Genomic DNA, 25,365 nt, shown 5'->3' with positions numbered 1-25,365 from the left:
GCTTCAGGCCTGGGCAGTGAGCGTGGGAATCAGCGGCGGCAGCGCCGGCATGGCGGCGCGCGGGATGAGCGCGCCGGGATGCTGGATGACCGTGGCGGCGAGGCGATGCCCCCAGGCGGCGGCCACCTCGGGCGCCCCGCCCTGGAGGCGGCAGGCCAGGTAGGCGGCGCTGAAGGAATCCCCGGCGGCGGTAGTGTCCACCACCCGGGCCACGGCTTCGCCGGCCACCTCCTGGCGGCCCTGGCGATGCTGCAGTAGGCAGCTGCACGCGCCGCGCTTGAGCGCCACCTCGGCCACGCCCCACTCGGCGTACTGGGCGAGCAGCGCCGCCTCGTCGGCGAAGCCGAACAGCGCGGCGTCGTCTTCCCAGGTCACCAGCGCCAGGTCGGCGAGCTGCAGCAACCGGTGATAGGCCGTGCGCGCCGCCTGCAGATTCGGCCACAGCCGCGGCCGGTAGTTGTTGTCGAAGACGATGCGGGTGCCGGCGGCGCGGGCCTGGCGCAGCGCCTCCAGCAGCCGCTCGCGGCCGGTGTCGGTCAGCACCGCCAGGCTGATGCCGCTGAGATAGAGCACCTGATACTCGGCCAGGGCCGCCAGCAGCGGCTGGGCCTCGGCGCCATCGAAACACTCCCGCGCTGCCGCCTCGCCGCGCCAGTAGAGAAAGCGCCGCTCGCCGTCGGCATCGGTCTGGATCAGATAGAGTCCCGGCAGGCGCCCGGGCAGCACCCGCACCCGCTCGTCACTCAGCCCCTCCTCCCGCCAGCGGGCGCGCATGGCCTGGCTCAGGCTGTCGTCGCCCACCGCGGTGAGATAATCCACCCGCACCGGGTCCTCGCCGAGCAGCCGCCGCAGATAGACGGCCGCATTGAGGGTGTCGCCGCCAAAGGCCTGGCCCAGTTGGCCATCCCCCTGACTGCGCAACTCGACCATGCATTCGCCAATGAGGCCGATGCGGGTCAGAGGGGACGAAACGAGGGGTAGCGTCATGCAGACTCCTGGAGGCGTTGCGGAACCCGGACGCGGCAGGCGGACACCGCCAGGCCGGTCACACCGGGATCGAGGCGAAAGCTGCGCCCGGCCAGGGGTTGCGCCTGGCGGGCGGACTCATCGAGGCCCACCCGGGCAGTGGTGATCAGCAGCTGCTCCAGGCGCTCGCCATAGAAGGCGCAGGAGGTCACCCGCGCCACCGGCAGCTCCACCCAGGCGAGCAGTTCGCCGTCGGCGCTCCAGCGACTCAGGCGATAGCCGTCCCAGTGGGCGATCCACAGGGCGCCCTCGCTGTCCACGGCCAGCCCATCGGGCACGCCGGGCTGCTCGCCGAAGTCGATGAGGGTGCGCCCGCGACCGAGCTGGCCGCTGGCGAGATCGAAGTCGAAGGCCTGCACCCGGCGGGTGGGCGAATCTATGTAATAGAAGGTCCGGTTGTCCGGGCTCCAGCCCAGGCCGTTGGACACGGTGATGCCGTCGAGTACCTGATGCAGCTGGCCGTCCAGGTCCAGGCGATACAGCCGGCCGCCGCCGGGCGCCTCGTCGAGCAGCGTGGTACCCAACCAGAAGCGGCCGAGCGCATCGCACTTGCCGTCATTGAAACGGTGCTGCGATCCGTGGACCGCCTGGGGCGGCCGCGCGACTGGCGTCGGCTGGGCGGCACCGGCGGCCAGGCGCCAGACGCCGTCGCTCAGCGCCAGCCAGGTGGAGCCGTCGACATGGGGCACGGCGCAGCCCAGCGGTCGGCCGAAGCCCAGTATCTCGACCGGAGCCGCCGGCTGCGGCGCGGCGCGCAACAGCCGACCGGCGAGGATATCCACCCACAGCAAGGTCTGCTGCCGGGCATCCCAGACCGGGCCTTCGCCCAGTTCGTCGCCATGGTCGAACAGGCATTCAGGCCGCGCCATGCTGGGTCTCCTCCACGAAGCGTAGCGGTATCAGCGCCAGCAGGCAGCTCAGGGCGAGCATGGCGTAGCTCCAATGCCAGCCGAAATGCTCGATCACGTAACCGGCCACCGGCCCCACCAGAAAGCCCGCCAGGCCCAGCCCCACGCCAATCAGCAGACCCAGGCCGCTGCCGGCCGCGCGGGGCGAGGAATCCACCGCCAGCGAATAGAGCACCACATAGGGCGAGTTGCGGAACAGGCCCCAGGCCAGCAGCAGGGTCCAGGCCATGGCGCGACTGTCGATGAACATGCACAGCGCCACGCAGACCGAGAAACCGACGGTCAGGATGCCCAGGGCGAACTTGCGGCCGCGGTGATCGCTCAGGGTCCCCCAGAAGATCTGCCCCGCCCAGCCCACCAGCCCCGAGGCGCCGGAGATCACCGCGGCCTCGGCCAGGCTCAGCCCCAGCTGGCTGGTGAGCTGGTAGGTCAGAAAGGTGGCCACGCCCATCTCGGTCCAGAGGAACAGGAAATTCATCACCAGGCAGAGGCGCACGTTGCGCTCGGCGAAGGCCTGGCGCAGGTTGCTCAGCGGATTGAGCGAGACGGGCGCGGCGGTGTCGACCGGCACGGTCAGCCCCTCCTCGCGGATCCAGGCATAGACCTGCTCCTCGTTGCGGCGGCGACCCAGGTAGAGCTGCAGCAGGATGATCGGCAGGCCGATCAGCGGGATCCAGAGGAAGGTGGCGCGCCAGTCGCCATTGGCCAGGATCAGCCCCATCAGGACCGGGCCGACGAATTGCCCCAGGGGCATGCCGGTGTGATGCACACCGAGGGCGAAGCCGCGATTTTCCTTTTGCCAGAATTCGCTGGCCACGGCGATGTTGACCGGCTCCATGGCGCCGGTGCCCAGGCCCATGGTGAATCTCAGCACCTGCAGGGCGCCCAGCGAGCGGGCATAGACGGTGGCGAAGGCCGAGCCTATGGTCAGGGCGCAGGCCCCCACCCAGCTCCAGGCACGGCGGTGGCCGGTGCCGACGCTGTCGGCCAGCACCCCCACTAGCAAGGCCCCTATCAGGGTGCCGACGAAACTCAGCGAACTGAGCCAGCCACCCTGGGCGGCGTCCAGTCCGAATTCCTGCATGATCGCCGGCAACACGGTCGGCAGCAGCTGGCGATCCACCGAGATCATCAGCATCGCCAGGGTGGTGATGCCGAGCATCTGCCAGGACACCGGATGGGCACGGGGCAGCCAGCCGGGGGTACGAGCGGCAGGCGCCAGGGCGCCCGGGACTTTGGTCATGGATTTCATCGTCGCAGGTTCCGTTGTTGTTTTTGTTCGCACCCCTGACGACCGTCAGCGGTGGAATAGAGACCCTTACGCGCGAAATGCTTTGGAACGTTGTTCCATTCGCTGAAGGACAGTGTTGCTGGCCTTTCCTGCATCCGTCAATCAGAATGGAACAGTGTTCCGGCAATCAGGCGACCGGCGGCTCCATGGAAAAGAATCAGAATCTCGGCAATGACATGGTCAGCGCCGTCGGGCGTACCCTGGCGGTGCTCGAAGCCCTCGGCGAGCGCGAGGACGACTGCGGTGTCTCGGAGCTGGCGCAGCAGCTGGACCTGTCGAAGAGCACCGTCCACCGCTTCCTGCAGACGCTCAAGGCGCTGGGCTACGTGGTCCAGGACGCCGAGGACCGCTACCGCCTGAGCGTCAAGCTGTTCGAACTGGGCGCTCGCGCCCTGCCCCAGCTGGAGCTGGTCCGCGAAGCCGAACCGGGCATGCGCCTGCTCAACGACCTCACCGGCGAGACCGTCCACCTCGGCATCTTCGACGAGGGCGCCATCGTCTATGTGCACAAGCTCGACTCGCGCTACACCCTGCGCATGTATTCGCGCATCGGGCGCCGGGCGCCGCTGTACTGCACCGGGATCGGCAAGGTGCTGATGGCCTGGCGAGCTGAAGCCGAGGTCCGGCAGATCCTCGCCCAGGAGACCTTCGTCCGCCGCACGCCCAACACCCTCGACAGCCTGGCCGCCTACCTCGCGGAACTGGCGCGGGTTCGTGAGCTGGGTTTCGCCGAAGACCACGAGGAATTCGAGGCCAACATGAGATGCCTGGCGGCGCCGATCCGCGACCGATTCGGCCAGGTCATCGCCGGCCTGAGCGTGTCCTTTCCCTGCTTCCGCTTCCGCGAAGACCTCAAGGCCGAGTACGTCGAGCAGATGCTCGCCACCACGGCGCGCATCTCGGCGCAGATGGGTGCCCCGGCCAGCTAGCGCCGCCCGGGATCGCCGCGCCTGAAGCGACGGCTGTCTCGCTGCGGCCGCCCCTGTTCAGGGCGCACCGCCATAGTCAGACCAATGGTCCGATGGGTGGCTCAGCCTTAAGCCACCGCTAAGCCACCCCCTATAGCGTGTGATGCACATCACAAATCCAGCCCGATGTCCCGTCGGGCCTCCTTCATGGTGACTGTCATGATGATGCGCACACTCAAGGTGGGTCGCCGGTCGGCCTTGGCCTTCTCAATTATCGTAGCAATCGTCATCGCGCTCGGGGCCATCGCCCTGATCCAGATGCGGCAACTCAGGCAGTCGGAAATCGAGGTGGAAACGGACTGGATGCCCAGCGTCCGCCAGGCCGGGCAGATGACCGCGGCGCTGCTCCAGCTGCGTCTGGAAAGCCTGAGGAGCCTCGGCACCCAGGATCCGGCGCTGCAGCCGGCAACGGCCACGACGCTGGTCGAGCTGCGCCGCCGCTTCGCCACGGTGATAAAGGACTATGCACCGCTGGTGTCCAGCGACGCGGAACAGCAGCTCTACCAGGCCGTGCAGGACGGGGCCGCCAGTTACCTGGGCCTGCTCGACACCTTCGAGACCCGCTACCGCAGCGGTGACCTGCCGGGCGCCGTGGCCCTGGCCGACGGCGGCATGCGCACGGCGGCCGACCAGGTGCAGGCGCAGATCGAAAGCCTGGCCGCGCTGAATGACCGCGGTGCGGTCGCGTCGGGCATCGAGGCGGGCCGGATCTACGACCACGGCCTGGCCTGGGTCTCCGGCCTGATCCTCGCCACCCTGGTGGCCACCGTCGCCCTCGCCTTCCTGCTGACGCGCAGCATCACCGTGCCCATCGGCGAAGCCCTGCGCATCGCCCAGCGGATCGCCAACAAGGATCTCGCCGAAGACATCCAGGTGGTGGGCAGCGACGAGGCCGCCGGCCTGCTGACCGCCCTGGCCGGCATGCAGGCCAACCTGCGTGCCACCGTGGCCCATCTGGCAGACAGCTCCAGTCAGCTGGCCGCCGCCGCCGAGGAGATGACCGCGGTGATCGACGACGGCAATCGCGGCCTGCTCAGGCAAAACGACGAGATCGGCCAGGTGGCCACGGCGGTAACGGAAATGAGCGCCGCGGTGGACGAGGTGGCGCGCCATGCGGAGGAAAGCGCCGGCGCCTCGCAACGGGGCAGCGCCCTCACCCAGGCCGGCCTGGAGCATGTCGCCGCGACCCTGACCGCCATCGAACGACTGGCCAGCCAGGTCGATCAGAGCAGCGGCCAGATCCAGACGCTGTCGGGTCGCGCCCAGGAAATCAGCAATGTCGTCGACGTCATCCGCGCCATCGCCGAGCAGACCAATCTGCTGGCGCTCAATGCCGCCATCGAGGCGGCGCGCGCCGGTGATCAGGGCCGCGGCTTCGCCGTGGTCGCGGATGAAGTCCGGGCACTGGCCCACCGCACCCAGCAGTCGACGCGAGAGATCGAAGCCATGATCGGCACCATCCAGCACGATTCGACGGACGCGGTGAAGGCCATGCAGCAGAGCAGTCAGACCGCCGAGCTATCGCTGTCCGTTGCGCGGGAAGCCAATGGTGCCCTGCGAGCCATCGCCGGCGCCATGGGCGGCATCGACGAGCGCACGGCGCTGATCGCCACGGCTGCCGAAGAACAGGCCCTGGTGGCCAAGGACATCGACCGTGGCCTGATCAGCATCAAGGACCTCTCCGACCAGACCGCCGCGGGCGCCAGCCAGACCTCCAGCGCCAGCAACGAGGTGTCGCGCCTGGCGGCCGGTCTCCGCCAGGTGGTGGCCGAATTCGTGATCTGAACGGGGCCGTCGGTCGATCCTGGAGCAGGCCGCCAGCGCGGCGCCGGCACGCGAACGATCGACAGGCCTTTTCTCCAGGCACAAAAAAAGCTGCCCTGGGGCAGCTTCTCTTGCGTCGTTCGGGCAGTTCAGAGGACCCGGAACAACTCATATGGCGCGGCGGACGGGACTCGAACCCGCGACCCCCGGCGTGACAGGCCGGTATTCTAACCGACTGAACTACCGCCGCGCATTGCGTGAACCTTGCGGAACACTTCCCGAAGAGTTTGGTGGCTGATGACGGGATCGAACCGCCGACCCCCTGCGTGTGATGCAGGTGCTCTCCCAGCTGAGCTAATCAGCCATCCCCTTCGGGTGACGCGCATTCTCCTCGTAGCCCCTTGATCCGTCAAGGATTTTTCCAATTTTATTTTCTACGGGCGCTATTCCAGGTAGATCATCTTGCGGGTCATGCCGCCGTCCAGGGTGATGGCCTCGCCACTGATGAAACCGGCGTTGCCGCTCAGCAGCCAGGCCACGCAGGCGGCGACGTCTTCCACCGTCCCTACCCGCCCGACCGGATGCTGCTCGTGGTCGGCGGCGGACAGCGGCTCGGCCGCGCGGACATGGGCATCGCGCGCATCGATCCAGCCCGGAGAGAGTGCATTCACCCGAACCTCCGGACCCAGGCTGACGGCCAGGGCATGGGTCAGGGCCAGCAATCCGCCCTTGCTCGCGGCATAGGCCTCGCTGTGGGGCTCGGACTGCTGGGCACGGGTCGAGGCGATGTTGACGATGGCGCCCTGCTGCTCGCGCAGATAGGGTGCGCAATGCTTGGCCATCAGCATGGGACCGTCCAGATTCACCCCCAGCACCTTGCGCCACTCGGCCAGTGCCAGGCTTTCCAGCGGCTGGCCCTGGGCGGTGGCGAGACCGGCATTGTTGACCAGGGCATCCAGCCGACCGAACTGGCCGATCACCTGGGCGACGGCGGACTCCACCTGACCCTCGTCAGCCACGTCCAGGGCCACGAACCAGGCGCGCTCGCCGAGTGCGGCGGCCACCTTGGCGCCGCGCTCCTGCTCGATATCGGCCACCACTACCCGCCAGCCCTCGGCCACCAGCCAGGCGGCGATGCCCAGGCCGATCCCACGCGCCGCGCCGGTGACCAGGGCGACGCGCAGTTCCACCGGTGCGAACGTCAGACTCATAGGGCCGCCAGTCCGCGGGCCAGGTCCTGGCGCAGATCGCCCAGGTCTTCGAGACCCACGGCGATGCGGATCAGGCTGTCGCGGATCCCGGCATTGGCGCGCTCGGCCGGCGACAGCCGCCCGTGCGAGGTCGTCGCCGGGTGGGCGATAGTGGTCTTGGTGTCGCCCAGGTTGGTGGTGATGGAGATCATTCGGGTGGCATCGATGAAGCGCCAGGCGGCGTCACGCCCACCGGCGACCTCGAAGCTCACCACGGCACCGAAGGCGCTCTGCTGGCGGCACGCCAGCTCATGCTGCGGATGGCTTTCCAGGCCGGCGTAGTGGACCCGCTCGACGCCGGGCTGGCCTTCCAGCCAGCGCGCCAGCTCCAGCGCGGTCTGGCTGTGCGCCTGCATGCGGATCTTCAGTGTCTCCAGGCCCTTGAGGAACAGCCAGGCGTTGAAAGGGCTCAGGGTCGGACCGGCGGTGCGCAGGAAACCCACCACCTCTTTCATCTGCTCGGCACGACCGGCGACCACGCCGCCCATGCCACGGCCCTGACCGTCGATGTACTTGGTCGCCGAATGGATGACGATGTCGGCACCCAACGCCAGCGGCTTCTGCAGCGCCGGGGTGCAGAAGCAGTTGTCTACCGCCAGCAGCGCGCCCTGGGCATGGGCGATCTCGGCCAGGGCGGCGATGTCCACCAGCTCGGCCAGGGGGTTGGACGGCGACTCGACGAAGAACAGCCGGGTGTTGGGCTTGCAGGCCGCCTGCCAGGCGTCCAGATCGGCCAGCGGCGGATAGTCCACCTCGATGCCGAAGCGCTTGAAGTACTTCTCGAACAGGCTGATGGTCGAGCCGAACACGCTGCGCGAGACCAGCACATGGTCGCCGGCGCTGCACAGGCTCATGACCATCGCCAGGATGGCCGACATGCCCGAAGCGGTGGCCACCGCCTGCTCCGCGCCTTCGAGGGCCGCGATGCGGGTCTCGAAGGTACGGACCGTGGGGTTGGTGTAGCGCGAATAGACGTTGCCCGGCACCTCACCGGCGAAGCGCGCCGCGGCATCCGCGGCGGTCCGGAACACGTAGCTGCTGGTCAGGAACAGGGCTTCGCCATGCTCGCCTTCCGGCGAGCGCTGCTGCCCTGCCCGCACCGCCAAGGTCTCGAAGGCCGCGCCCTCGAGATCACTGTCCAGGCGTCCGGCATCCCAGTCTTGGCTCATGTGCAGCTCCTTAGTCGTTGTAGAGATCGATGATGGCGCTGACCGCCTTGTGCTTGACCTTGGCCGCGTCGTTGCGCGCCTGCTCGATCCGATTCAGATAGGCGGCATCGACGTCGCCGGTGATGTACTCGCCATCGAACACCGCGCAGTCGAACTGCTCGACCTTGGGCGCCTTGCGGGTACGCACGGCTTCCTGCAGGTCCTGCAGATCCTGGTAGATCAGCCAGTCGGCGCCGATCAGCTCGCCGACTTCCTCGGTGGTGCGACCGTGGGCGATCAGCTCGTGCACGCTGGGCATGTCGATGCCGTAGACGTTGGGGAAACGCACCGCCGGGGCCGCCGAGCAGAAATAGACCTTCTTGGCGCCGGCTTCGCGGGCCATCTGGATGATCTGCTTGCAGGTGGTGCCACGGACGATGGAATCGTCCACCAGCATCACGTTCTTGCCGCGGAACTCCAGTTCGATGGCGTTGAGCTTCTGGCGCACCGACTTCTTGCGCGCGGCCTGGCCGGGCATGATGAAGGTCCGGCCGATGTAGCGATTCTTGACGAAGCCCTCGCGGAACTTGACGCCCAGGTGGTTGGCCAGCTCCAGGGCCGCGGTGCGGCTGGTGTCCGGAATCGGGATGACCACGTCGATGTCGTGCTCGGGACGCTCGCGCTGGATCTTCTCGGCGAGCTTCTCGCCCATGCGCAGGCGCGCCTTGTAGACCGAGATACCGTCAATGATGGAGTCCGGACGGGCCAGGTAGACGTGCTCGAAGATGCAGGGCGCGTATTGCGGATTCTGCGCGCACTGGCGGGTGTAGAGCCGGCCGTCTTCGGTGATGTATACCGCTTCGCCGGGCTCCAGGTCACGGATCAGGGTGAAGCCGAGCACGTCGAGGGCGACGCTCTCGGAAGCGATCATGTATTCCACGCCGTATTCGGTGTGACGCTGGCCGAAGACGATGGGACGGATGGCGTTGGGATCGCGGAAGCCGACGATGCCGTAACCCGTCACCATGGCCACCACGGCATAGCCGCCACGGCAGCGCTCATGGACTTCGGAGACCGCGGCGAAGACGTCGTCCTCGGTCGGCTGCAGCTTGTTGCGCACCGCCAGCTCGTGGGCGAAGACGTTGAGCAGCACCTCGGAATCGGAATTGGTGTTGACGTGCCGCAGGTCCGACTCGTAGATCTCGCGGGACAGCTGCTCGACGTTGGTCAGGTTGCCGTTGTGCGCGAGGGTGATGCCATAGGGCGAGTTGACATAGAACGGCTGCGCCTCGGCGGAGCTGGAGCTGCCGGCCGTGGGGTAGCGCACATGGCCAATGCCCATGCGGCCGACCAGATGCTGCATGTGGCGCTGCTGGAAGACGTCGCGGACCAGGCCGTTGTCTTTGCGCAGGAAGAGTTTACCGTCCAGGCTGGTGACGATACCGGCGGCATCCTGACCGCGATGTTGAAGGACGGTGAGCGCGTCGTACAACGACTGGTTGACGTTCGTCTTGCCCACGATACCTACGATGCCACACATGCGACGCGACCCCACTGTTTCAAGTGATGCGACGGCGAACCATCGCAGGATGACCCCGGCAGTGCGAGGCCTGGAAAACCGTTCAAGGAGCCTTGGGCCCCAGCTGTGGCAACAGTTGCAGACTGGGCATGGGCGTCGCGCCCAGCCATTGGCCGGCAAAGCCCAGCAGCAGATTCTTCGACCAATCGGCCACCAGGAGAAAATGTGGAACCAGCACCGACTGCTGCCACCAGCCGTCCTGCTGGACCGGCCCGAGGCTCAGCAGCCCCACCGCCACGGTGATCAGCAAGGCACCGCGAGCAGCGCCAAAGGCCATGCCGAGAAAGCGATCGGTGCCCGACAATCCGGTGACGCGGATCAATTCGCCAAGCAAGAAGCTCACCAGGGCGCCGACGAGCAGTGTCAGCACGAAGAGAATGACACAGGCGGCGATGACCCGTCCGGAGGGTACCTGAATATAGTCCACCAGATAGCTGGACAGCGCCCCGCCGAAGACCCAGGCCACGCCACCGGCAACGATCCAGGTAGCCAGTGACAACGCTTCCTTGACGAAGCCGCGCCTGAGACTGATCAGGCTGGAAACGATGACAACGGCGACGATCGCCCAGTCCACCCAGGTGAAGCCCACGGCAAGGTCCACTTACAAAAAGGCCCTGCATTCTAGCAGAGCCTTGTGACCGGGTTAACCGCGCTCCGGCTGAAAGCGTACGACGAAGCCCTTGACGCCATTCTGCTTGTTGAGCTGGTCGCGCAGGCGATCCGCCTCGCTGCGCTCTATCACCGGCCCGACGAAGACGCGGTTCATGCCGTCGGCGGTGCGGACATAGGCGTTGTAGCCCTGGCTGCGCAGCTTGGCCTGCAGGGCGTCGGCGCTGGGCCGGGACGACAGGCTGGCGAGCTGGACCGACCAGCTGTTGGGCAGATTGGCCGCGCCCAGGCGCGAATCCGGCTTGGCCGCGGGTGCTGGGGTAGGTGCAGGTGCCGCTGGCGCGCTGGCAACGGGCGCAGGGGCAGCGGGCGCCTTGGCGACCGGCGCAGCCGGTTGCGGCTGGGCAGGCGCGGTGGTCACCGGTGCATTCTGCGTCGGTGCCTGGCCGGCGGTACCGGCAATGGGGGTCTGCGGCTTGCCGAGCGGCTTGGCCGGCTCGTCCGGCACCACCACCACGGGCGGCGCCTCAGGCGTCTGCACCGGCTGCACCTCGGTCGCGGGCACGGTGGGTGCGGCCGGCTGGGCCGGCGCCTCGACGGCCACCTTGCGGGCGTCGTCCTGGCGATTGAAGAGCATGGGCACGAAGATGATGATCAGCGCCAGCAGCACCAGCGCTCCGATGACTCTTTGCTTGAGCATGGGTTATGCCTCCGCGGATTCGGATAGGGAAGACAGCTGCGCAAGGACCTCGGCGACGCTGTAGAAGGAGCCGAACACCACCACCTCGTCGTCAGCCGCACTGGCGGCCAGTTGCGCCTCGAAGGCGGCCAGCAGCGAGGCATGGGCCTCGGCCCGGGCACCGCGCGCGGCCATGAGAGCGGCCACCTCGGCACCGTCACGACTGCGCGGGGTCGGCAGACTCGCCACCGCCCAGCTGGCGAACAGGCCTTCCAGGGGCGCCAGGATGCCGTCCAGGTCCTTATCCGCCAGGACGCCGAACACCGCCCGCCGTACGCCGGCGACCGGCTTCATCGCCAGGCGACGGGCCAGGTATTCGGCGGCATGGGAATTATGGGCCACGTCGAGCAGGACGGTGCGCGTCTGCCCGGCCCGCTCGACCTGGCGGCGATCCAGCCGTCCGGCCATGCGCGTCGCCTGGAGCGCCGCCGCGATCTGCTGCGGCAGCCAGGGTTGTTCGAGCAAGGCGTAGGCCTGCAAGGCCAGGGCGGCATTTTCCATGGGCAGGTCCAGCAGCGGCAGGCCGGGCAGCGCCAGGTCGTTGCCCTGAGCATCGCGCCCACGCCAGAACCAGCCGGCACTCTCGATGCGCAGATCGAAGGCTTCGCCGCGCAGCAGCAAGGGCGCGCCCAGGCGCTCCGCGGCTTCGACCAGCGGCGCGGGTGGCTGCAGATCGCCACAGAGGGCCGGCTTGCCGGCCCGGAAGATCCCGGCCTTTTCCACGGCGACGCTTTCGCGGGTGTCGCCCAGCCATTCGGCGTGATCCAGGCCGATGCTGGTGACCAGCGCCAGATCGGCGTCGATCAGGTTGACCGCATCCAGGCGTCCGCCCAGACCGACCTCGAGGACCGCGACATCCAGCCGGGCACGCTCGAACAGCCAGAAGGCGGCCAGGGTACCCACTTCGAAATAGGTCAGGCTGATCTCGCCGCGGGCGGCTTCCACCGCCGCGAAGGCGGTGCAGAGATCGCTATCGCTGGCGAGGGTGCCGTCCACGTCGACGCGCTCGTTGTAGCGCACCAGATGCGGCGAGGCATAGACGCCGACCCGCTGCCCGCTGGCGCGCAGCAGGCTGGCGAGAAAGGCGCAGGTGGAGCCCTTGCCGTTGGTGCCGGTCACGGTCACCACCCGCTGCGCCGGCCGGGTCAGGCCCAGCCGTTGCGCGACCTCGCGCACCCGGTCCAGACCCATGTCGATCGCCGACGGATGCAGCTGCTCGAGATAGGCCAGCCATTGCGCGAGGCTGCGCGAAGCCATCAGGCCGCCGGGACCGGCTGGTGCTGGAAGGTCGCCAGCAGGCGCGCCAGGCGATCACGCAATTCCTTGCGCGAGACGATGAGGTCGACGGCGCCGTGATCCAGCAGGAACTCGCTGCGCTGGAAGCCTTCCGGCAGCTTTTCGCGCACGGTCTGCTCGATCACGCGCGGACCGGCGAAGCCGATCAGCGCCTTGGGCTCGGCGACGATGACGTCGCCCAGCATCGCCAGACTGGCGGAAACGCCACCATAGACCGGATCGGTCAGCACCGAGATGAAGGGAATGCCCTCTTCGCGCAGACGCGCCAGCACCGCAGAGGTCTTGGCCATCTGCATCAGGGAAATCAGGGCTTCCTGCATCCGCGCACCGCCCGAGGCGGAGAAGCAGACCAGCGGGCAGCGCTCTTCCAGGGCCACGTTGGCCGCCCGTACGAAACGCTCGCCGACCACGGCGCCCATGGAACCGCCCATGAAGGAGAATTCGAAGGCGCAGACCGCCACCGGCATGCCCTTGAGGGTGCCGCGCATGGAAATCAGCGCGTCTTTTTCGCCGGTTTCCTTTTGCGCCGCGGTGAAACGGTCCTTGTACTTCTTGCTGTCGCGGAATTTCAGGCGATCCACCGGCTCCAGCTCGGTACCCAGCTCTTCACGACCCTCGGCGTCGAGGAAGATGTCCAGGCGCCGCCGCGCGTTGATGCGCATGTGGTGACCGCACTTCAGGCACACGTCCAGGTTCTTTTCCAGCTCCGGACGGTAGAGGACCGCTTCGCAGGCCGGACACTTGTGCCAAAGACCTTCCGGCACCGAACTGCGCTTCACCTCGGACCGCATGATGGAAGGAATCAGTTTGTCGACCAGCCAATTGCTCATGCATCTCTCTCCACTTGCATGGGCTCCCAGCGTGGCCTGGGCCACGCCTTCCTTGAGCATTTGTAATAGGTTCGGCAGCGCCCGCTGTTTCCCGGGCCGCTACCCGCTTGTCTCATCCCGGCTCCCCGGGAGCCGGACGACAGACCCACACGGGGCGGGTCTGCTTGAATATGTCGCAGGTGTGGACGGCAACCACCCGACGAGGGTCACATCAGGCGACCGGCGCACCCCGCACGGCCGCCACGAAACGGGCGATCTCGGCGGCATCCTTGATGCCCTTTGCCTGCTCTACGCCGCCACTCACGTCCACCCCATAGGGCCGGGACGCGGCGATGGCCGTGGCCACGTTATCCGCCTCGAGCCCACCTGCCACGATCAGCGGCAGCGACAGGTCCTGGGGTACTCGCGTCCAGTCGAAAGCCTGACCGGTCCCCCCGGGCACGCCGGCGACATAGGTGTCGAGCAGCAGCCCGCGGGCGCCGGCATAGTCCCGCGCGATGGCGGCGAGGTCGATGTCCTCGCGCATGCGCAGGGCCTTGATGTAGGGGCGGCGATAGCGGGCGCACTGCGCCGGCGACTCGTCGCCATGGAATTGCAGAAGATCCAGGGGCACGGCGTCGAGCGTCTCCTCGATCTCGCAGGGCGAGGCATCGACGAACAACCCGACACTGGTCACGAAGGGTGGCAGGGCCGCCACGATCTGGCGGGCCTGGGCAGCGCTGACCGCCCGCGGGCTGCGCGCATAGAACACCAGGCCGATGGCATCGGCGCCGGCAGCCGCCGCGGCCAGTGCATCCTCGACCCGGGTGATCCCGCAGATCTTCACTCGAACGTTAGCCAAACCGGAATGACCTCGTTCCAAATCGATGGATGTTAGCAGACCACCCACGCAGCGTCAGCCTTGGGGGTCATCCAGCTCGGGGATATGCCCCAGGAACAGCGGACCCAGCGGCCGCTTCGGCACGGGCGTGCTCTCGGGATACTCGGCGTCCACCAGGTAGAGACCATAGGGATGGGCGGTGACGCCTCCCAGCCGTCGCTCACGCGCGGCCAGGACCTCGCTCACCCACTCCACCGGCCGCTCGCCGCAGCCCACCGCCATCAGCACCCCGGCGATGTTGCGCACCATGTGGTGCAGGAAGGCATTGGCGCGGATGTCGAGGACGATCAGCCGGCCGCTCTGCCAGAGCCGCAGATGGTGGATGGTCTTGATCGCCGACTTCGCCTGGCAGGCCTTGGCCCGGAAGGAGGTGAAATCGTGGGTGCCGAGCAGCACCTGGGCCGCCTCGCGCATCGGCTCGATGCGCAGCGGACGGTGATTCCAGGTGACCTCCTCGGCCAGGTGCGCGGGACGGATGGGATCGTTGTAGATCACATAGCGGTACCGCCGGGCCATGGCGCTGAAGCGGGCATGGAATTCGTTGCTGACCGGCTTGACCCAGGTCACGCTGATATCTGCCGGCAGATTGGCATTGGTGCCCATCACCCAGGCCTTGAGCGGCCGTGCGACGGGCGACTCGAAATGCACCACCTGGCCGGTGGCGTGCACCCCGCAATCGGTACGCCCGGCGCAATGCAGCGCGATGGGCGCCGCGGCAACCTCGGACAGGGCGTCTTCCAGGGTTTCCTGCACGGAGCGCACACCCGGCTGCTGGCGCTGCCAGCCGCGATAGCGGGCGCCCTTGTATTCGACGCCCAGGGCAATGCGCTGCGGCGGGACGATGATCGTGGGGTCTAGAAAATCCAAGACGACGGCCAGGCAAAAAAAGGGGAGGCAGCTTATAGCGCCTCCCCTCCTCTGCCAAGTCCGGCCGCTGTCAGCTGAGCTGGGCGATGATTTCCCGGGCTTCCTGCTGCTGCCCGGCATTCCCCTCGGCGATCACCTCGTCGAGGATGTCGCGGGCACCTTCCGGATCGCCCATGTCGATGTAGGCGCGCGCCAGATCCAGCTTGGTGGCGGTTTCGTCTTCGCCGGACAGGAAGTCGAAGTCGTCCAGACCGTCGCCGCGGGCCGTGCCCCCGGTGGTCTCCGCGTCGAACTGGCGAGAGGCTTCCTGCAGACGGGCGGCGAATTCCTCGTCGCTTTCGCGCTTGGGCGCGGGTTGCTCGTCATCGAAGTCGGACAGATCGAAACTCGCCGGCAGCTCGGCGTCGGCCGCTGGCGGCGTGGACGCATCCAGTGGCTCGTCGAAGGCCGAGCCCGCGCTGGAACCCGCGACCGGCTCGTCGTGCGCCAGGTCGCCCTGCCGCTCGAATTCGCTGAAGTCCAGGGCGAAGTCATCGTCCTTGGCAGCCGGAGTCGCCGCTGGGGTGGCCGCGGGTTCGGCATCGAAATTGAGATCGAAGTCGAAATCGTCGCGCGAGTCGGCCGCCTTGGCTTGGGCATCGGCGAAGGCCTCGCCGAACAGCGGCTCCTCGGCCGGACCGGCAGGCTGATGGCCCTGGGTGTCTTCGCTGCCGAAGTCGTCCAGGGACAGATCGAAGTCCTGGCTGTCCTCGGTGGCCGTGAAGCCCTGGTTGCGGGATTGCTCCTCGCTCAGTTCGTGGGCCGCCGCCAGCGCTGCGGCCCCGACCGCGGCCGAGGCGACCGCGACGGTGGCCATGGCCGGATAGCGCGACTTCAAGTGCTCGACCGCCGGCTGGGCGCCGCCGATTTCCTTGAGCTCGCGCTCTTCGCGTTGGAAGCCGTCCTTGTCGCCCATCTCGGCATAGACCTCCATGAGCTTGAGGCGCAGATCGGCGCGATGGGGCTCCTGGTCGCTGGCCTTCTTGAGCACCTCGGCCGCCTGGCTGAAGCGGCCATAGGCCATGTAGATGTCGGCCTGACCCAGGGCATCGTCCTGGGCGTCGGCGTCTCGCGCCGCGTCCTGACCGCCCTGGTTCAGCTCCAGCCCGGCGAGAGCATGGTGATCACCGAGTTCGGGATCGGCGTCGAACACGGTGTCGTTGCGCGCGGCTTCCGCGTCACGCTCGCGCTCGGCCTCCTTCACCGCGTTGCGGCGCGAGTTGATCATCAGCAGGACCAGCAGCGCCAGCAAGGCGCTGCCGCCGATGATGCCGAGCCAGAGCGGATTGCTGAGGATCTCGTCGAGGAAACTGTTGGTGGCCTCGGTCGGCTCGGTCGCCGGGGTGCTCGGCGTGACCGGGATGACCTTGGGCTCGCTGGCCGCGGGCGGCGCCGAGCCGGTGCCGGCCTCGCTGGCCGGCGGCGTGGCGGCGGGCGCGGTGGCGTCGACAGGCGCGACCGGGGCAGCTGCCGTCGGCGCCTGGGGCGCGGGTGCGGGGGTGTTCTCGGCCGGCGCGGGCGTCACCGGAGCCGCGGCTTCGGGCGTCGCCGCCGGCTGGGCCGGCTGGCCCGCGGCCTGGGGATTGGCCATGTTGGCCTGCATACGCGCCAGCTGGGCGTCCTTGAGCTGCATGATCTTCTGCAGCTTGTCGAGCTGCGACTGCAGATCGCCCAGGCGGCTCTTGAGTTCGTCGTTCTCGCGGCGGGTGGTGTCCAGGCTTTCCTGGGTCACCGCCAGGCGATCGGCCAGCGACTGGTCACTGCCCTTGCCACCGGACGACTCGCCGGCGCGGCCGGCCGGTTGCCCGGAAAGCAGCTTGAGGTTGTCCCTGGGTGCGGCAGGCGTCGCGGCCTCGTTGCCACTCGGCTGGGCGGAAGCATCCACCTGCCGGCGCGGGGTACCGGCGGGTGCGCCGTCGCGACCCTGTTTCCAGGCGCGGGTCTGGCGGGCGATCTCGGCCACCGCCTCGCGCTGGGGTCGCGTGCCGGCCTGGGCCTGATCGGGCAGGCGCAGCACCTGGCCACTCTTCATCAGGTTGATGTTGCGATCGATGAAGGCGTCGGGATTCAGGTCCTGGATCGCCAGCATGGTCTGGTCGACGGTGACGCTGGAGGCCGGACGATTGCGCGCCGCCACTTCCCACAGGGTATCGCGCCGCTCGGTGGTGTAGGTGCCAGGTGTCTGGGTCGCGCTCGGCGCTGGCGCGGCCGGCGGCGGGGCCGGACGCGGTGCGCTCGGCGTGTTGGCGCGTGCTCGCGGCGTGGCCGGGACCTGGGGTGCGAACGGCGCCGCCGCGGCCTGCGGGGTATAGAGCGGCGGATCCAGCAGCACGGTGTACTCGCGCAGGATCCGGCCGCTCGGCCAGTTCACTTCCAGCAGGAAGTTGAGATAGGGCTCGCGCACCGGGCGCGCCGAGGTCACGCGGATGACGGTGCGCCCGTTGCGCACCTCCGGGGTGAACTTGAGGTCGTTGAGAAAGAAGGCGCGGTCGACGCCGGCCTTGCCGAAGTCCTCGACGGACGCCAGATTGGGGCGTAACTCGGCGGTGCCGAGGTCACGCAGGTCCGACAGATCGATGGTGGCATCGAAGGGCTGATTGAGGGCGGAATTGAGGTGGATCTCCCCCAGGCTGAGGGCCTGGGCCGCGCCAGACATCAAGGCGCTCGCCGCTGCAATTGCCCGCACCAGTTTCTGAACTCGAACCATGACCGTCCCTTTTTAGAAGCTGTCGATCGCGCCACCGTGCGGGCGCCTGTGTCCATCGCTGCGTGCCACGTCCACTGCCCTTTTACTCAAGCCAAAAGAGCGAAGCATTTCACGAAGTATCTTTTAGGCCGACTGTTTAAGCAACAATTCGGCCAGCTGAACGGCCGTCAGTGCCGACAATCTGACATTGTCCGCCACCAGCCAGCATTCCAGCCGTCGAGCATCCCGCGGGTGCAGCCTCGCCCGTCCCACCAGCACCTCTTCCCGCCCCAGGGCATCGCCCACGGCAGACGGGCAATCGAGTTCTTCGTCGAGTGCCAGGCCCGGCTCGTCGCCCAGGGCCTCCAATACCTGCTCCAGCTGCCAGGGCGCCTGGCCCCTCAGGCTGAGCACCAGGCTGTCGCCAAAGAACACCGGCGCCTGCACGGCGGTGACGTCCAGCACCGGCAAGGTCGCTCCCAGCACCTGCTGACATTCGTCCAGCAAGCGATGTTCCTGGGCAGTATAGCCATCCGCTGCCGCCGCACCGGTGCGACCGAGCAGATTGAAGGCCAGCTGTCCTTCGAACAGCCGCGCCTCGACCGGTCGACCATTGAGCAATTCGGTGGCCTGCCGCGCCAATTCCTCGACACCCCCACGACCGGCGCCGGAAGCGGCCAGGCACGCCGTCAGGGAAGCATCGTTGAGTGCATTCAAGCGAGCGAGCACGGCTGCCACGCTGGCGGCTGCCTGGGCGGCGGCCAGGGGAACGCCGAGCCAGGCGGCGGCGGGGAGCTGGTCGAGGCGTTCGCCATTGATGCGTGGCAGCACCGACAGCGCGGCCGAGGCACCGCTGAGATCGAGCACGGCACAACCGGCAGCGACCAGTTGCGGCCGCAGGGTTTCGACCACGGCGGCCGGCGCGGCGAGGATGGCGATGCCGACCTGGGCGAAATCGAAGCCGTCGAGGCCGGTGACGCGCAGATTGCTGCCTCGGAAGGGCAGATTCTGCCCCGCCGACTCACCGCTGGCGAGCAGGTGCAGTCGTCCGAGAGGCACGTCGCGTTCGTCGAGGAGTTCGCGAATGGCTTCGCCGTAGGCACTGGTGGCGCCGACGAGGGCGATATCTCTGGCAGTCATGATGGGACGTCCGCAACGAAAGAGGGCCGCACTTTACTGGCGGCCCTCCTCTATAGGCAAACGTTTAGCCGTCGGCTCACTGCTCCAGCAGGATCCGCAGCATGCGCCGCAGCGGCTCCGCGGCGCCCCACAGCAGCTGGTCGCCCACGGTGAAGGCGCCCAGGTACTGGGAACCCATGTTCAGTTTGCGCAGCCGACCGACCGGTACGCTCAGGGTGCCGGTGACGGCAGCCGGGGTCAGGTCGCGCATGCTGACCTCGCGGTTGTTCGGTACCAGCTTGACCCAGGGATTGTGCTGGCTGATCAGGCCGTGGATGTCGGACAGCGGCACGTCCTTGTTCAGCTTGATGGTCAGCGCCTGGCTGTGGCAGCGCATGGCGCCGATGCGCACGCAGATGCCATCCACCGGGATAGGGTTCTTGAAGCGACCGAGAATCTTGTTGGTCTCGGCCTGGGCCTTCCATTCCTCGCGGCTCTGGCCGTTGGGCAGTTCCTTGTCGATCCAGGGGATCAGGCTGCCGGCCAGGGGGACGCCGAATTGCTCGGTGGGGAAGGCGTCGCTGCGCAGGATCTCGGCGACCTGGCGGTCGATGTCGAGGATGGCGCTGGCCGGATCGGCCAGGCTGTCGGCCACGGCAGCGTGGGTCGCGCCCATCTGGCGGATCAGCTCGCGCATGTTCTGGGCACCGGCGCCGGAGGCGGCCTGATAGGTCATGGCGCTCATCCAGTCCACCAGACCGGCTTCGAACAGCCCGCCCAGGGCCATCAGCATCAGGCTGACGGTGCAGTTGCCGCCGATGAAGTCCTTGCGGCCATCGGCCAGGGCCTGGTCGATGACGCGGCGGTTGACCGGGTCCAGCACGATGACGGCGTCATCCTGCATGCGCAGGCTGGAGGCCGCGTCGATCCAGTAGCCTTTCCAGCCGGCCTGGCGCAGCTTCGGGAACACCTCGCTGGTGTAGTCGCCGCCCTGGCAGGTGAGGATGACGTCGAGGGTCTTGAGCTCGTCGATGCTGTAGGCATCCTTGAGCGGCGCCACGCCCTTGCCGATGACCGGGCCTTCGCCGCCAACGTTGGAGGTGGTGAAGAACACGGGCTCGATCAAGTCGAAATCCCGTTCTTCGAGCATGCGCTGCATTAGCACGGAGCCCACCATGCCACGCCAACCGATCAGACCTACACGTTTCATCGCTACTGCACCTTTGTTGTCTTGAGGACGGCCGCCCGCCCTGGCGGCCGATCAGATTAACGCCTAACGAGCGCCGCTACTACTGCTTCGCCCATCTCGCGGGTACCGACCCGCTGCTTGCCTTCCGACCAGATGTCGCCGGTCCGCAGACCCTGGTCCAGCACCTGGCCCACCGCCGACTCGATGGCCTCGGCCGCCGCGGCGGCACCAAAGGTGTATCTGAGCATCATGGCCACCGAGAGGATGGTCGCGAGGGGGTTGGCCACGCCCTGGCCGGCGATGTCGGGTGCCGAGCCGTGGCAGGGTTCGTACATGCCCTTGTTGTGGGCATCCAGGGACGCCGAGGGCAGCATGCCGATGGAGCCGGTCAGCATCGAAGCCTCGTCGGAGAGGATGTCGCCGAACATGTTGTCGGTGACGATGACATCGAACTGCTTGGGCGCGCGGACCAGCTGCATCGCGGCGTTGTCGACGTACAGGTGGCTGAGTTCGACGTCCGGATAGTCCTTGGCCACCTCCTCCACCACTTCGCGCCACAGGCGGCTGGATTCGAGGACGTTGGCCTTGTCCACCGAGCACAGCTTGCGGCCACGCAGACGGGCCATGTCGAAGCCGACACGAGCGATGCGACGGATCTCGCCTTCGCTGTATGGCAGGGTATCGAACGCGAGGCGCTCGCCGTTCTCCAGCACCCGGGTCTCGCGCGGCGAGCCGAAGTAGATGCCGCCGGTCAGCTCGCGGACGATGAGGATGTCCAGGCCGGAGACCACTTCCGGCTTGAGGGTCGAGGCCTCGGCCAGTTGCGGATAGAGGATGGCCGGACGCAGGTTGCCGAACAGGCCCAGGGCGGAACGGATCTTCAGCAGACCGCGCTCGGGACGGATGTCGCGTTCGAGCTTGTCCCACTTGGGACCGCCCACGGCGCCCAGCAGCACGGCGTCGGCGGCGCGGGCACGCTCCAGGGTCTCATCGGCCAGGGGCACGCCGTAACGGTCGATGGCGGCGCCGCCCAGGTCGTCATGGACCAGTTCGAAGCCGAGGTCGTGGTCGCCGTTGACCGCTTCCAGCACCTTGACCGCCTCGGCCATGATTTCCGGACCGATGCCGTCGCCCGGCAGGATGAGGATCTGCTTGCTCATTGTCTTTTCCTGTCTCACATCAGATGGGCTGGGCCCAGAGAACCATGACGTCGACGGTGAAGGAGCCGTCGCGGTCGATTTCGAAATACTGGCGCACTTCCTGGCCAATCTTGCTCTGCAGGCTGCGGATGGCCTGGCACTGCGGCTCGGGGGTGCGCATGCGCGTGGTCCAGCTGGCGAAGTCCAGGCGCAGGCGCTGGCGACGGCAGCGGGTCACGCCCAGCCGGGCCATGTCCAGCAGGCGGTGCCACTCGGCGAAGGAATAGTTACGCACGTGGCTGATGTCGCGCAGGATCTCCACCGTCTGCAGGTAGGTATCGAGGCGCGGGTTGGCCGGCGAGATCACGTCGATCATGGCCATCTCGCCGCCATGGCGCAGCACCCGACGCACTTCGCGCAGGGCGGCGCCGATGTCGCGCCAGTGGTGCGCCGAATAGCGGCTGAAGACGAAGTCGAAGCTGGCGTCGCCAAACGGCAGGTGCTCGGCCATGCCGGGCTGGACGCTGATGTTGTCCAGGCCCTGCTCGGCCGCGCTGCGCTTGACCACCGAGAGCATTTCCTCGGCCAGGTCCAGGGCGACCACCTGCCCGGCCACCGGTGCCACGTTGTAGCTGACGTGACCGCCACCGCACCCGAGATCCAGCACCTTGGCGCCTTCGCGCTGGGCCACGGCGTCGCGCAGTTCGAGGAGCTCTGCGCCCTGGGCATGGACGGCACTGGTCAGATAGGCCTCGGCGGTGGCGCCGAATTGCTGCTGTACGTGTTGCTCGTGGTCACCGCTCATGGAGCCTCCGGAAAGAGCGCCGACCTCGCGGGCCGGCGACTGGGTTCAGGCGCTGGGGAACATCCAGGGACTGCTCTGGCGATAGCGGGCTTCGAAACTCGCGATGGCGTCGGCATCCTGCAGGGTCAGGCCGATGTCGTCCAGGCCATTGAGCAGGCAGTGCTTGCGGAAGGCATCGATCTCGAAGGACAGCGCCACGCCATCGGGACGGCGCACGGTCTGGCTCTCGAGATCGACCACCAGCTGGTAGCCCTCGTTGGCTTCGACCTGGCGGAACAGCTCGTCCACCTCGGAATCATCGAGGATGATCGGCAAGAGGCCGTTCTTGAAGCTGTTGTTGAAGAAGATGTCGGCGAAGCTCGGCGCGATCACCGAACGGAAGCCGTAGCCATCCAGGGCCCAGGGCGCGTGTTCGCGGCTGGAACCGCAGCCGAAGTTCTCGCGCGCCAGGAGGATGCTGGCGCCCTGGTAGCGCGGCTGGTTGAGCACGAACTCCGGGTTCAGCGGACGCTTGCTGTTGTCCTGGCCGGGCTGGCCGACGTCCAGGTAGCGCCACTCGTCGAACAGGTTGGGGCCGAAGCCGGTGCGCTTGATCGACTTGAGGAATTGCTTGGGAATGATCTGGTCGGTGTCGACGTTGGCGCGATCCAGGGGTGCGACCAAACCGGTGTGCTGGGTAAAGGCTTGCATGGTCAGGCTCCTCAGGCGTTGGCGAAGTCGCGGACGTCGACGAAACGACCGGCGATGGCGGCAGCGGCGGCCATCGCCGGGCTCACCAGGTGGGTACGGCCACCGGCACCCTGGCGGCCTTCGAAGTTGCGGTTGGAGGTGGAGGCGCAATGCTCGCCACTCTCCAGGCGGTCGGCGTTCATCGCCAGGCACATGGAGCAGCCCGGCTCACGCCATTCGAAACCGGCTTCGATGAAGACCTTGTCCAGGCCCTCGCGCTCGGCCTGCGCCTTGACCAGGCCGGACCCCGGCACCACCAGCGCCTGCTTGAGGGTGGCGGCGACCTTGCGGCCCTTGGCCACGGCGGCGGCGGCGCGCAGGTCCTCGATGCGGGAGTTGGTGCAGGAGCCGATGAAGACGCGGTCCAGCACGATGTCGGTGATCGGCTGGTTGGCCTTGAGGCCCATGTACTTCAGGGCACGCTCGATGGAGCCGCGCTTGACCGGATCGGCTTCGCGAGCCGGATCCGGCACCTGCTGGTCGACGGCCAGGACCATCTCGGGCGAGGTGCCCCAGCTGACCTGCGGCTTGAGCTGGGCGGCATCGAGTTCGACCACGGTGTCAAAGTGGGCGTCGGCATCGGACACCAGGCCGCGCCACTGGGCGACGGCGGCTTCCCACACGGCGCCGGTGGGCGCGAAGGGACGGCCCTCGACGTAGTCGATGGTGGTCTGGTCCACCGCCACCATGCCGACCCGGGCACCGGCCTCGATGGACATGTTGCAGATGGTCATGCGGCCTTCCATGGACAGGGCGCGGATGGCGCTGCCGGCGAATTCGATGGCATGGCCGTTGCCACCGGCGGTGCCGATCTTGCCGATGACGGCAAGGACGATGTCCTTGGCGGTGACGCCGAAGGGCAATTCACCCTCCACCAGCACCCGCATGTTCTTCATCTTCTTGGCTACCAGGCACTGGGTGGCGAGCACGTGCTCGACCTCGGAGGTGCCGATGCCATGGGCCAGGGCACCGAAGGCGCCGTTGGTGGAGGTATGGGAATCACCGCAGACCACGGTCATGCCGGGCAGCACGGCGCCCTGCTCCGGGCCGATCACGTGGACGATGCCCTGGCGGACGTCGTTCATCTTGAACTGGGTAACGCCGAAGTCGTCGCAGTTCTCATCCAGGGTGCGGACCTGGATGCGCGAGATCTCGTCCTTGATGGAGTCGAGGCCTTCCTTGCGATCGGGGGTGGTCGGCACGTTGTGATCGGGGGTCGCCAGGTTCGCGTCCAGGCGCCAGGGCTTGCGGCCGGCCAGACGCAGGCCTTCGAAAGCCTGGGGCGAGGTCACTTCGTGGATGATGTGGCGGTCGATGTAGAGCAGCGCGGAACCGTCGTCGCGCTGCTTGACCAGGTGCATATCCCAGAGTTTGTCGTAGAGCGTCTTGCCAGCCATGGGTGGATTCCTCATCAGGCGTGGAACGGCACGGGCCTTTGCATGCCCTTGGTGCTTGTGGGGTCAAAGATACCGCGCTAGGCTCGCATGAAACAAATTCATCTTTTTCATGAAGCGCATAACCAACAGGAATTCGACGTCTTGGACCTCGCCAATCTGAATGCCTTTGTCGCGGTGGCCGAGACCGGCGGCTTTTCCGATGCGGGCGAGCGCCTGCACCTGACGCAGCCGGCGGTGAGCAAGCGCATCGCCGCCCTGGAGCTGCAACTGGGGCTGCGGCTGTTCGATCGCATCGGGCGCGAGGTCAGCCTGACCGAGGCGGGACGCGCCCTGCTCCCGCGCGCCTATCAGATTCTAGGCGTGATCGATGACACCCGGCGCGCCCTGACCAATCTCAATGGTGCCATCGGCGGCCGACTGACGCTGGCGACCAGTCATCACATCGGCCTGCACCGGCTGCCGCCGATCCTCAGGCGCTTCACCCGGGACTATCCCGACGTCGCCCTGGACATCCGCTTTCTCGATTCGGAAGCGGCCTACGACGAGATCCTGCATGGGCGGGTGGAGCTGGCGATCATCACCCTGGCGCCCCAGACCGCGGCGCCGATCAAGGCGGTGCCGGTGTGGAGCGATCCGCTGGATTTCGTGGCGGCGCCCGAGCATCCGCTGGCGAACCAGGCGGAGGTCACCCTGGCCGATGTGGCGCGGCATCCGGCGGTGTTTCCCGGCGGCAACACCTTTACCCGGCTGATCGTGCATGGGCTGTTCGATGCCCAGGGGCTGATACCCAATATCGCCATGAGCACCAACTATCTGGAGACCATCAAGATGCTGGTGTCCATCGGCCTGGCCTGGAGCGTGCTGCCGCGCACTCTGCTGGACGACCAGGTGCGCCGGCTGCCGCTGCCGGGTATTCAGCTGGAGCGCCGACTGGGATACATCCTGCACACGGAGCGCACCCATTCGAATGCGGCGCAGGCGTTCATGGGACTGCTGGATGACGTGGAGCAGGCGTAGCGAGCGCCGTTCGCTGGCCCCGGTGCCCTCACCCCAACCCTCTCCCACAGGGAGAGGGGGCGATCCGCGCAGGATGTAGGTTGGGTTGAG

At 67.5% G+C, this 25,365-nt stretch carries 22 protein-coding genes, 2 tRNA genes and 1 pseudogene; 4 read left to right on the top strand and 21 right to left on the bottom strand.

The genetic code is table 11. From position 1 onward, the window contains the following. Positions 1-3 precede the first annotated feature (3 nt). The 3 genes from FHR73_RS04485 to FHR73_RS04475 are packed head-to-tail and all read right to left on the bottom strand — an operon-like array spanning position 4 to position 3,177. Complete coding sequence (locus tag FHR73_RS04485) at positions 4-987, bottom strand: sugar kinase (protein WP_183629751.1); 984 nt, start codon at positions 985-987, stop codon at positions 4-6. Continuing rightward, complete coding sequence (locus FHR73_RS04480) at positions 984-1,895, bottom strand: SMP-30/gluconolactonase/LRE family protein (RefSeq protein ID WP_183629750.1); 912 nt, start codon at positions 1,893-1,895, stop codon at positions 984-986. The genes FHR73_RS04485 and FHR73_RS04480 overlap by 4 nt, the downstream gene beginning before the upstream one ends. Further along, a complete protein-coding gene (locus tag FHR73_RS04475) occupies positions 1,882-3,177 on the bottom strand; it encodes an MFS transporter (RefSeq protein ID WP_260175590.1) in 1,296 nt (431 codons plus the stop codon). Before FHR73_RS04475 ends, FHR73_RS04480 begins: the two co-directional genes overlap by 14 nt. Before the next feature lie 194 nt (positions 3,178-3,371). Here FHR73_RS04475 and kdgR point away from each other — a divergent pair, with 194 nt between their 5' ends. The 3 genes and pseudogenes from kdgR (at position 3,372) to FHR73_RS22685 (ending at position 5,978) form a co-directional block, all read left to right on the top strand. Then, positions 3,372-4,154, top strand: coding sequence for a DNA-binding transcriptional regulator KdgR (gene kdgR / locus FHR73_RS04470; RefSeq protein WP_183629749.1), 783 nt, complete (start codon positions 3,372-3,374; stop codon positions 4,152-4,154). A 165-nt stretch (positions 4,155-4,319) separates the two neighbouring features. After that, a pseudogene (locus FHR73_RS22690) lies at positions 4,320-5,123 on the top strand (MCP four helix bundle domain-containing protein); the annotation flags it as partial. Then, positions 5,115-5,978, top strand: a complete 864-nt coding sequence (locus FHR73_RS22685; protein WP_409258662.1) for a methyl-accepting chemotaxis protein — start codon at positions 5,115-5,117, stop codon at positions 5,976-5,978. The pseudogene FHR73_RS22690 and the gene FHR73_RS22685, both read left to right, overlap by 9 nt. A 152-nt stretch (positions 5,979-6,130) precedes the next feature. On the opposite strand, the gene FHR73_RS04460 is transcribed toward FHR73_RS22685, so the two are convergent. The 18 genes from FHR73_RS04460 to leuC all read right to left on the bottom strand — a co-directional run bounded on the left by FHR73_RS04460 (position 6,131) and on the right by leuC (position 24,258). Beyond that, positions 6,131-6,207, bottom strand: a tRNA-Asp gene (locus FHR73_RS04460). A gap of 38 nt (positions 6,208-6,245) precedes the next feature. Further along, a tRNA-Val gene (locus tag FHR73_RS04455) sits at positions 6,246-6,321 on the bottom strand. Between the two features lie 79 nt (positions 6,322-6,400). Next, on the bottom strand, positions 6,401-7,168 hold the full coding sequence (locus FHR73_RS04450) for an SDR family oxidoreductase (protein WP_183629747.1): 768 nt from the start codon (positions 7,166-7,168) through the stop codon (positions 6,401-6,403). Beyond that, entirely contained in the window at positions 7,165-8,376 is a 1,212-nt protein-coding gene (locus tag FHR73_RS04445) for an O-succinylhomoserine sulfhydrylase (protein ID WP_183629746.1), read from the bottom strand. The genes FHR73_RS04450 and FHR73_RS04445 overlap by 4 nt, the downstream gene beginning before the upstream one ends. 10 nt (positions 8,377-8,386) lie before the next feature. Next, complete coding sequence (gene purF, locus FHR73_RS04440; protein WP_183629745.1) at positions 8,387-9,895, bottom strand: amidophosphoribosyltransferase; 1,509 nt, start codon at positions 9,893-9,895, stop codon at positions 8,387-8,389. An 82-nt stretch (positions 9,896-9,977) separates the two neighbouring features. Continuing rightward, positions 9,978-10,523, bottom strand: coding sequence for a CvpA family protein (locus FHR73_RS04435; RefSeq protein WP_183629744.1), 546 nt, complete (start codon positions 10,521-10,523; stop codon positions 9,978-9,980). A gap of 54 nt (positions 10,524-10,577) precedes the next feature. After that, positions 10,578-11,243: an SPOR domain-containing protein gene (locus FHR73_RS04430; protein ID WP_183629743.1), complete on the bottom strand. Its 666-nt coding sequence runs from the start codon at positions 11,241-11,243 to the stop codon at positions 10,578-10,580. 3 nt (positions 11,244-11,246) lie between these two features. Then, complete coding sequence (gene folC / locus FHR73_RS04425) at positions 11,247-12,539, bottom strand: bifunctional tetrahydrofolate synthase/dihydrofolate synthase (protein WP_183629742.1); 1,293 nt, start codon at positions 12,537-12,539, stop codon at positions 11,247-11,249. Further along, entirely contained in the window at positions 12,539-13,408 is an 870-nt protein-coding gene (accD, locus tag FHR73_RS04420; RefSeq protein ID WP_183629741.1) for an acetyl-CoA carboxylase, carboxyltransferase subunit beta, read from the bottom strand. Before accD ends, folC begins: the two co-directional genes overlap by 1 nt. A 211-nt stretch (positions 13,409-13,619) precedes the next feature. Then, positions 13,620-14,249: a phosphoribosylanthranilate isomerase gene (locus FHR73_RS04415; RefSeq protein WP_183629740.1), complete on the bottom strand. Its 630-nt coding sequence runs from the start codon at positions 14,247-14,249 to the stop codon at positions 13,620-13,622. Positions 14,250-14,303: 54 nt separating this feature from the next. Further along, on the bottom strand, positions 14,304-15,167 hold the full coding sequence (truA, locus tag FHR73_RS04410; protein WP_183630189.1) for a tRNA pseudouridine(38-40) synthase TruA: 864 nt from the start codon (positions 15,165-15,167) through the stop codon (positions 14,304-14,306). 58 nt (positions 15,168-15,225) lie between these two features. After that, positions 15,226-17,901, bottom strand: a complete 2,676-nt coding sequence (locus FHR73_RS04405) for a FimV/HubP family polar landmark protein (protein WP_183629739.1) — start codon at positions 17,899-17,901, stop codon at positions 15,226-15,228. A 123-nt stretch (positions 17,902-18,024) separates the two neighbouring features. Then, positions 18,025-19,020, bottom strand: coding sequence for an aspartate-semialdehyde dehydrogenase (locus FHR73_RS04400; protein WP_183629738.1), 996 nt, complete (start codon positions 19,018-19,020; stop codon positions 18,025-18,027). A gap of 76 nt (positions 19,021-19,096) precedes the next feature. Next, positions 19,097-20,209, bottom strand: coding sequence for an aspartate-semialdehyde dehydrogenase (gene asd, locus FHR73_RS04395; RefSeq protein ID WP_183629737.1), 1,113 nt, complete (start codon positions 20,207-20,209; stop codon positions 19,097-19,099). Between the two features lie 56 nt (positions 20,210-20,265). Beyond that, complete coding sequence (gene leuB, locus FHR73_RS04390; RefSeq protein ID WP_183629736.1) at positions 20,266-21,348, bottom strand: 3-isopropylmalate dehydrogenase; 1,083 nt, start codon at positions 21,346-21,348, stop codon at positions 20,266-20,268. A 19-nt stretch (positions 21,349-21,367) separates the two neighbouring features. Beyond that, positions 21,368-22,132: a class I SAM-dependent methyltransferase gene (locus FHR73_RS04385; RefSeq protein ID WP_183629735.1), complete on the bottom strand. Its 765-nt coding sequence runs from the start codon at positions 22,130-22,132 to the stop codon at positions 21,368-21,370. 45 nt (positions 22,133-22,177) lie between these two features. Beyond that, positions 22,178-22,822 carry a 3-isopropylmalate dehydratase small subunit gene (gene leuD / locus FHR73_RS04380; protein WP_183629734.1) on the bottom strand — a complete coding sequence of 215 codons (645 nt, stop codon included), beginning with the start codon at positions 22,820-22,822 and terminating at the stop codon, positions 22,178-22,180. Between the two features lie 11 nt (positions 22,823-22,833). Further along, entirely contained in the window at positions 22,834-24,258 is a 1,425-nt protein-coding gene (leuC, locus tag FHR73_RS04375) for a 3-isopropylmalate dehydratase large subunit (RefSeq protein WP_027602049.1), read from the bottom strand. Positions 24,259-24,399: 141 nt separating this feature from the next. Here leuC and FHR73_RS04370 point away from each other — a divergent pair, with 141 nt between their 5' ends. Continuing rightward, positions 24,400-25,275, top strand: coding sequence for a LysR family transcriptional regulator (locus FHR73_RS04370; RefSeq protein ID WP_183629733.1), 876 nt, complete (start codon positions 24,400-24,402; stop codon positions 25,273-25,275). Positions 25,276-25,365: the final 90 nt, after the last annotated feature.

It is taken from the genome of Pseudomonas sp. AS2.8 (assembly GCF_014190935.1).
Classification (GTDB): domain Bacteria; phylum Pseudomonadota; class Gammaproteobacteria; order Pseudomonadales; family Pseudomonadaceae; genus Chryseomonas.
Note: the sequence above shows the minus strand (reverse complement) of the source record. Positions and strands in the feature narration are given on the sequence as shown.

Bases quoted from the DNA above. Each gene is read 5' to 3' on its own strand.
- leuC (WP_027602049.1), bottom strand. From the start codon at position 24,258: ATGGCTGGCAAGACGCTCTACGACAAACTCTGGGATATGCACCTGGTC.
- folC (WP_183629742.1), bottom strand. From the start codon at position 12,539: ATGGCTTCGCGCAGCCTCGCGCAATGGCTGGCCTATCTCGAGCAGCTG.
- FHR73_RS04485 (WP_183629751.1), bottom strand. From the start codon at position 987: ATGACGCTACCCCTCGTTTCGTCCCCTCTGACCCGCATCGGCCTCATT.
- FHR73_RS04400 (WP_183629738.1), bottom strand. From the start codon at position 19,020: ATGACTGCCAGAGATATCGCCCTCGTCGGCGCCACCAGTGCCTACGGC.
- purF (WP_183629745.1), bottom strand. From the start codon at position 9,895: ATGTGTGGCATCGTAGGTATCGTGGGCAAGACGAACGTCAACCAGTCG.
- accD (WP_183629741.1), bottom strand. From the start codon at position 13,408: ATGAGCAATTGGCTGGTCGACAAACTGATTCCTTCCATCATGCGGTCC.
- kdgR (WP_183629749.1), top strand. From the start codon at position 3,372: ATGGAAAAGAATCAGAATCTCGGCAATGACATGGTCAGCGCCGTCGGG.
- FHR73_RS22685 (WP_409258662.1), top strand. From the start codon at position 5,115: ATGCAGGCCAACCTGCGTGCCACCGTGGCCCATCTGGCAGACAGCTCC.
- leuD (WP_183629734.1), bottom strand. From the start codon at position 22,822: ATGCAAGCCTTTACCCAGCACACCGGTTTGGTCGCACCCCTGGATCGC.
- FHR73_RS04480 (WP_183629750.1), bottom strand. From the start codon at position 1,895: ATGGCGCGGCCTGAATGCCTGTTCGACCATGGCGACGAACTGGGCGAA.
- FHR73_RS04445 (WP_183629746.1), bottom strand. From the start codon at position 8,376: ATGAGCCAAGACTGGGATGCCGGACGCCTGGACAGTGATCTCGAGGGC.
- asd (WP_183629737.1), bottom strand. From the start codon at position 20,209: ATGAAACGTGTAGGTCTGATCGGTTGGCGTGGCATGGTGGGCTCCGTG.
- FHR73_RS04430 (WP_183629743.1), bottom strand. From the start codon at position 11,243: ATGCTCAAGCAAAGAGTCATCGGAGCGCTGGTGCTGCTGGCGCTGATC.
- FHR73_RS04385 (WP_183629735.1), bottom strand. From the start codon at position 22,132: ATGAGCGGTGACCACGAGCAACACGTACAGCAGCAATTCGGCGCCACC.
- leuB (WP_183629736.1), bottom strand. From the start codon at position 21,348: ATGAGCAAGCAGATCCTCATCCTGCCGGGCGACGGCATCGGTCCGGAA.
- FHR73_RS04475 (WP_260175590.1), bottom strand. From the start codon at position 3,177: ATGACCAAAGTCCCGGGCGCCCTGGCGCCTGCCGCTCGTACCCCCGGC.
- FHR73_RS04450 (WP_183629747.1), bottom strand. From the start codon at position 7,168: ATGAGTCTGACGTTCGCACCGGTGGAACTGCGCGTCGCCCTGGTCACC.
- FHR73_RS04405 (WP_183629739.1), bottom strand. From the start codon at position 17,901: ATGGTTCGAGTTCAGAAACTGGTGCGGGCAATTGCAGCGGCGAGCGCC.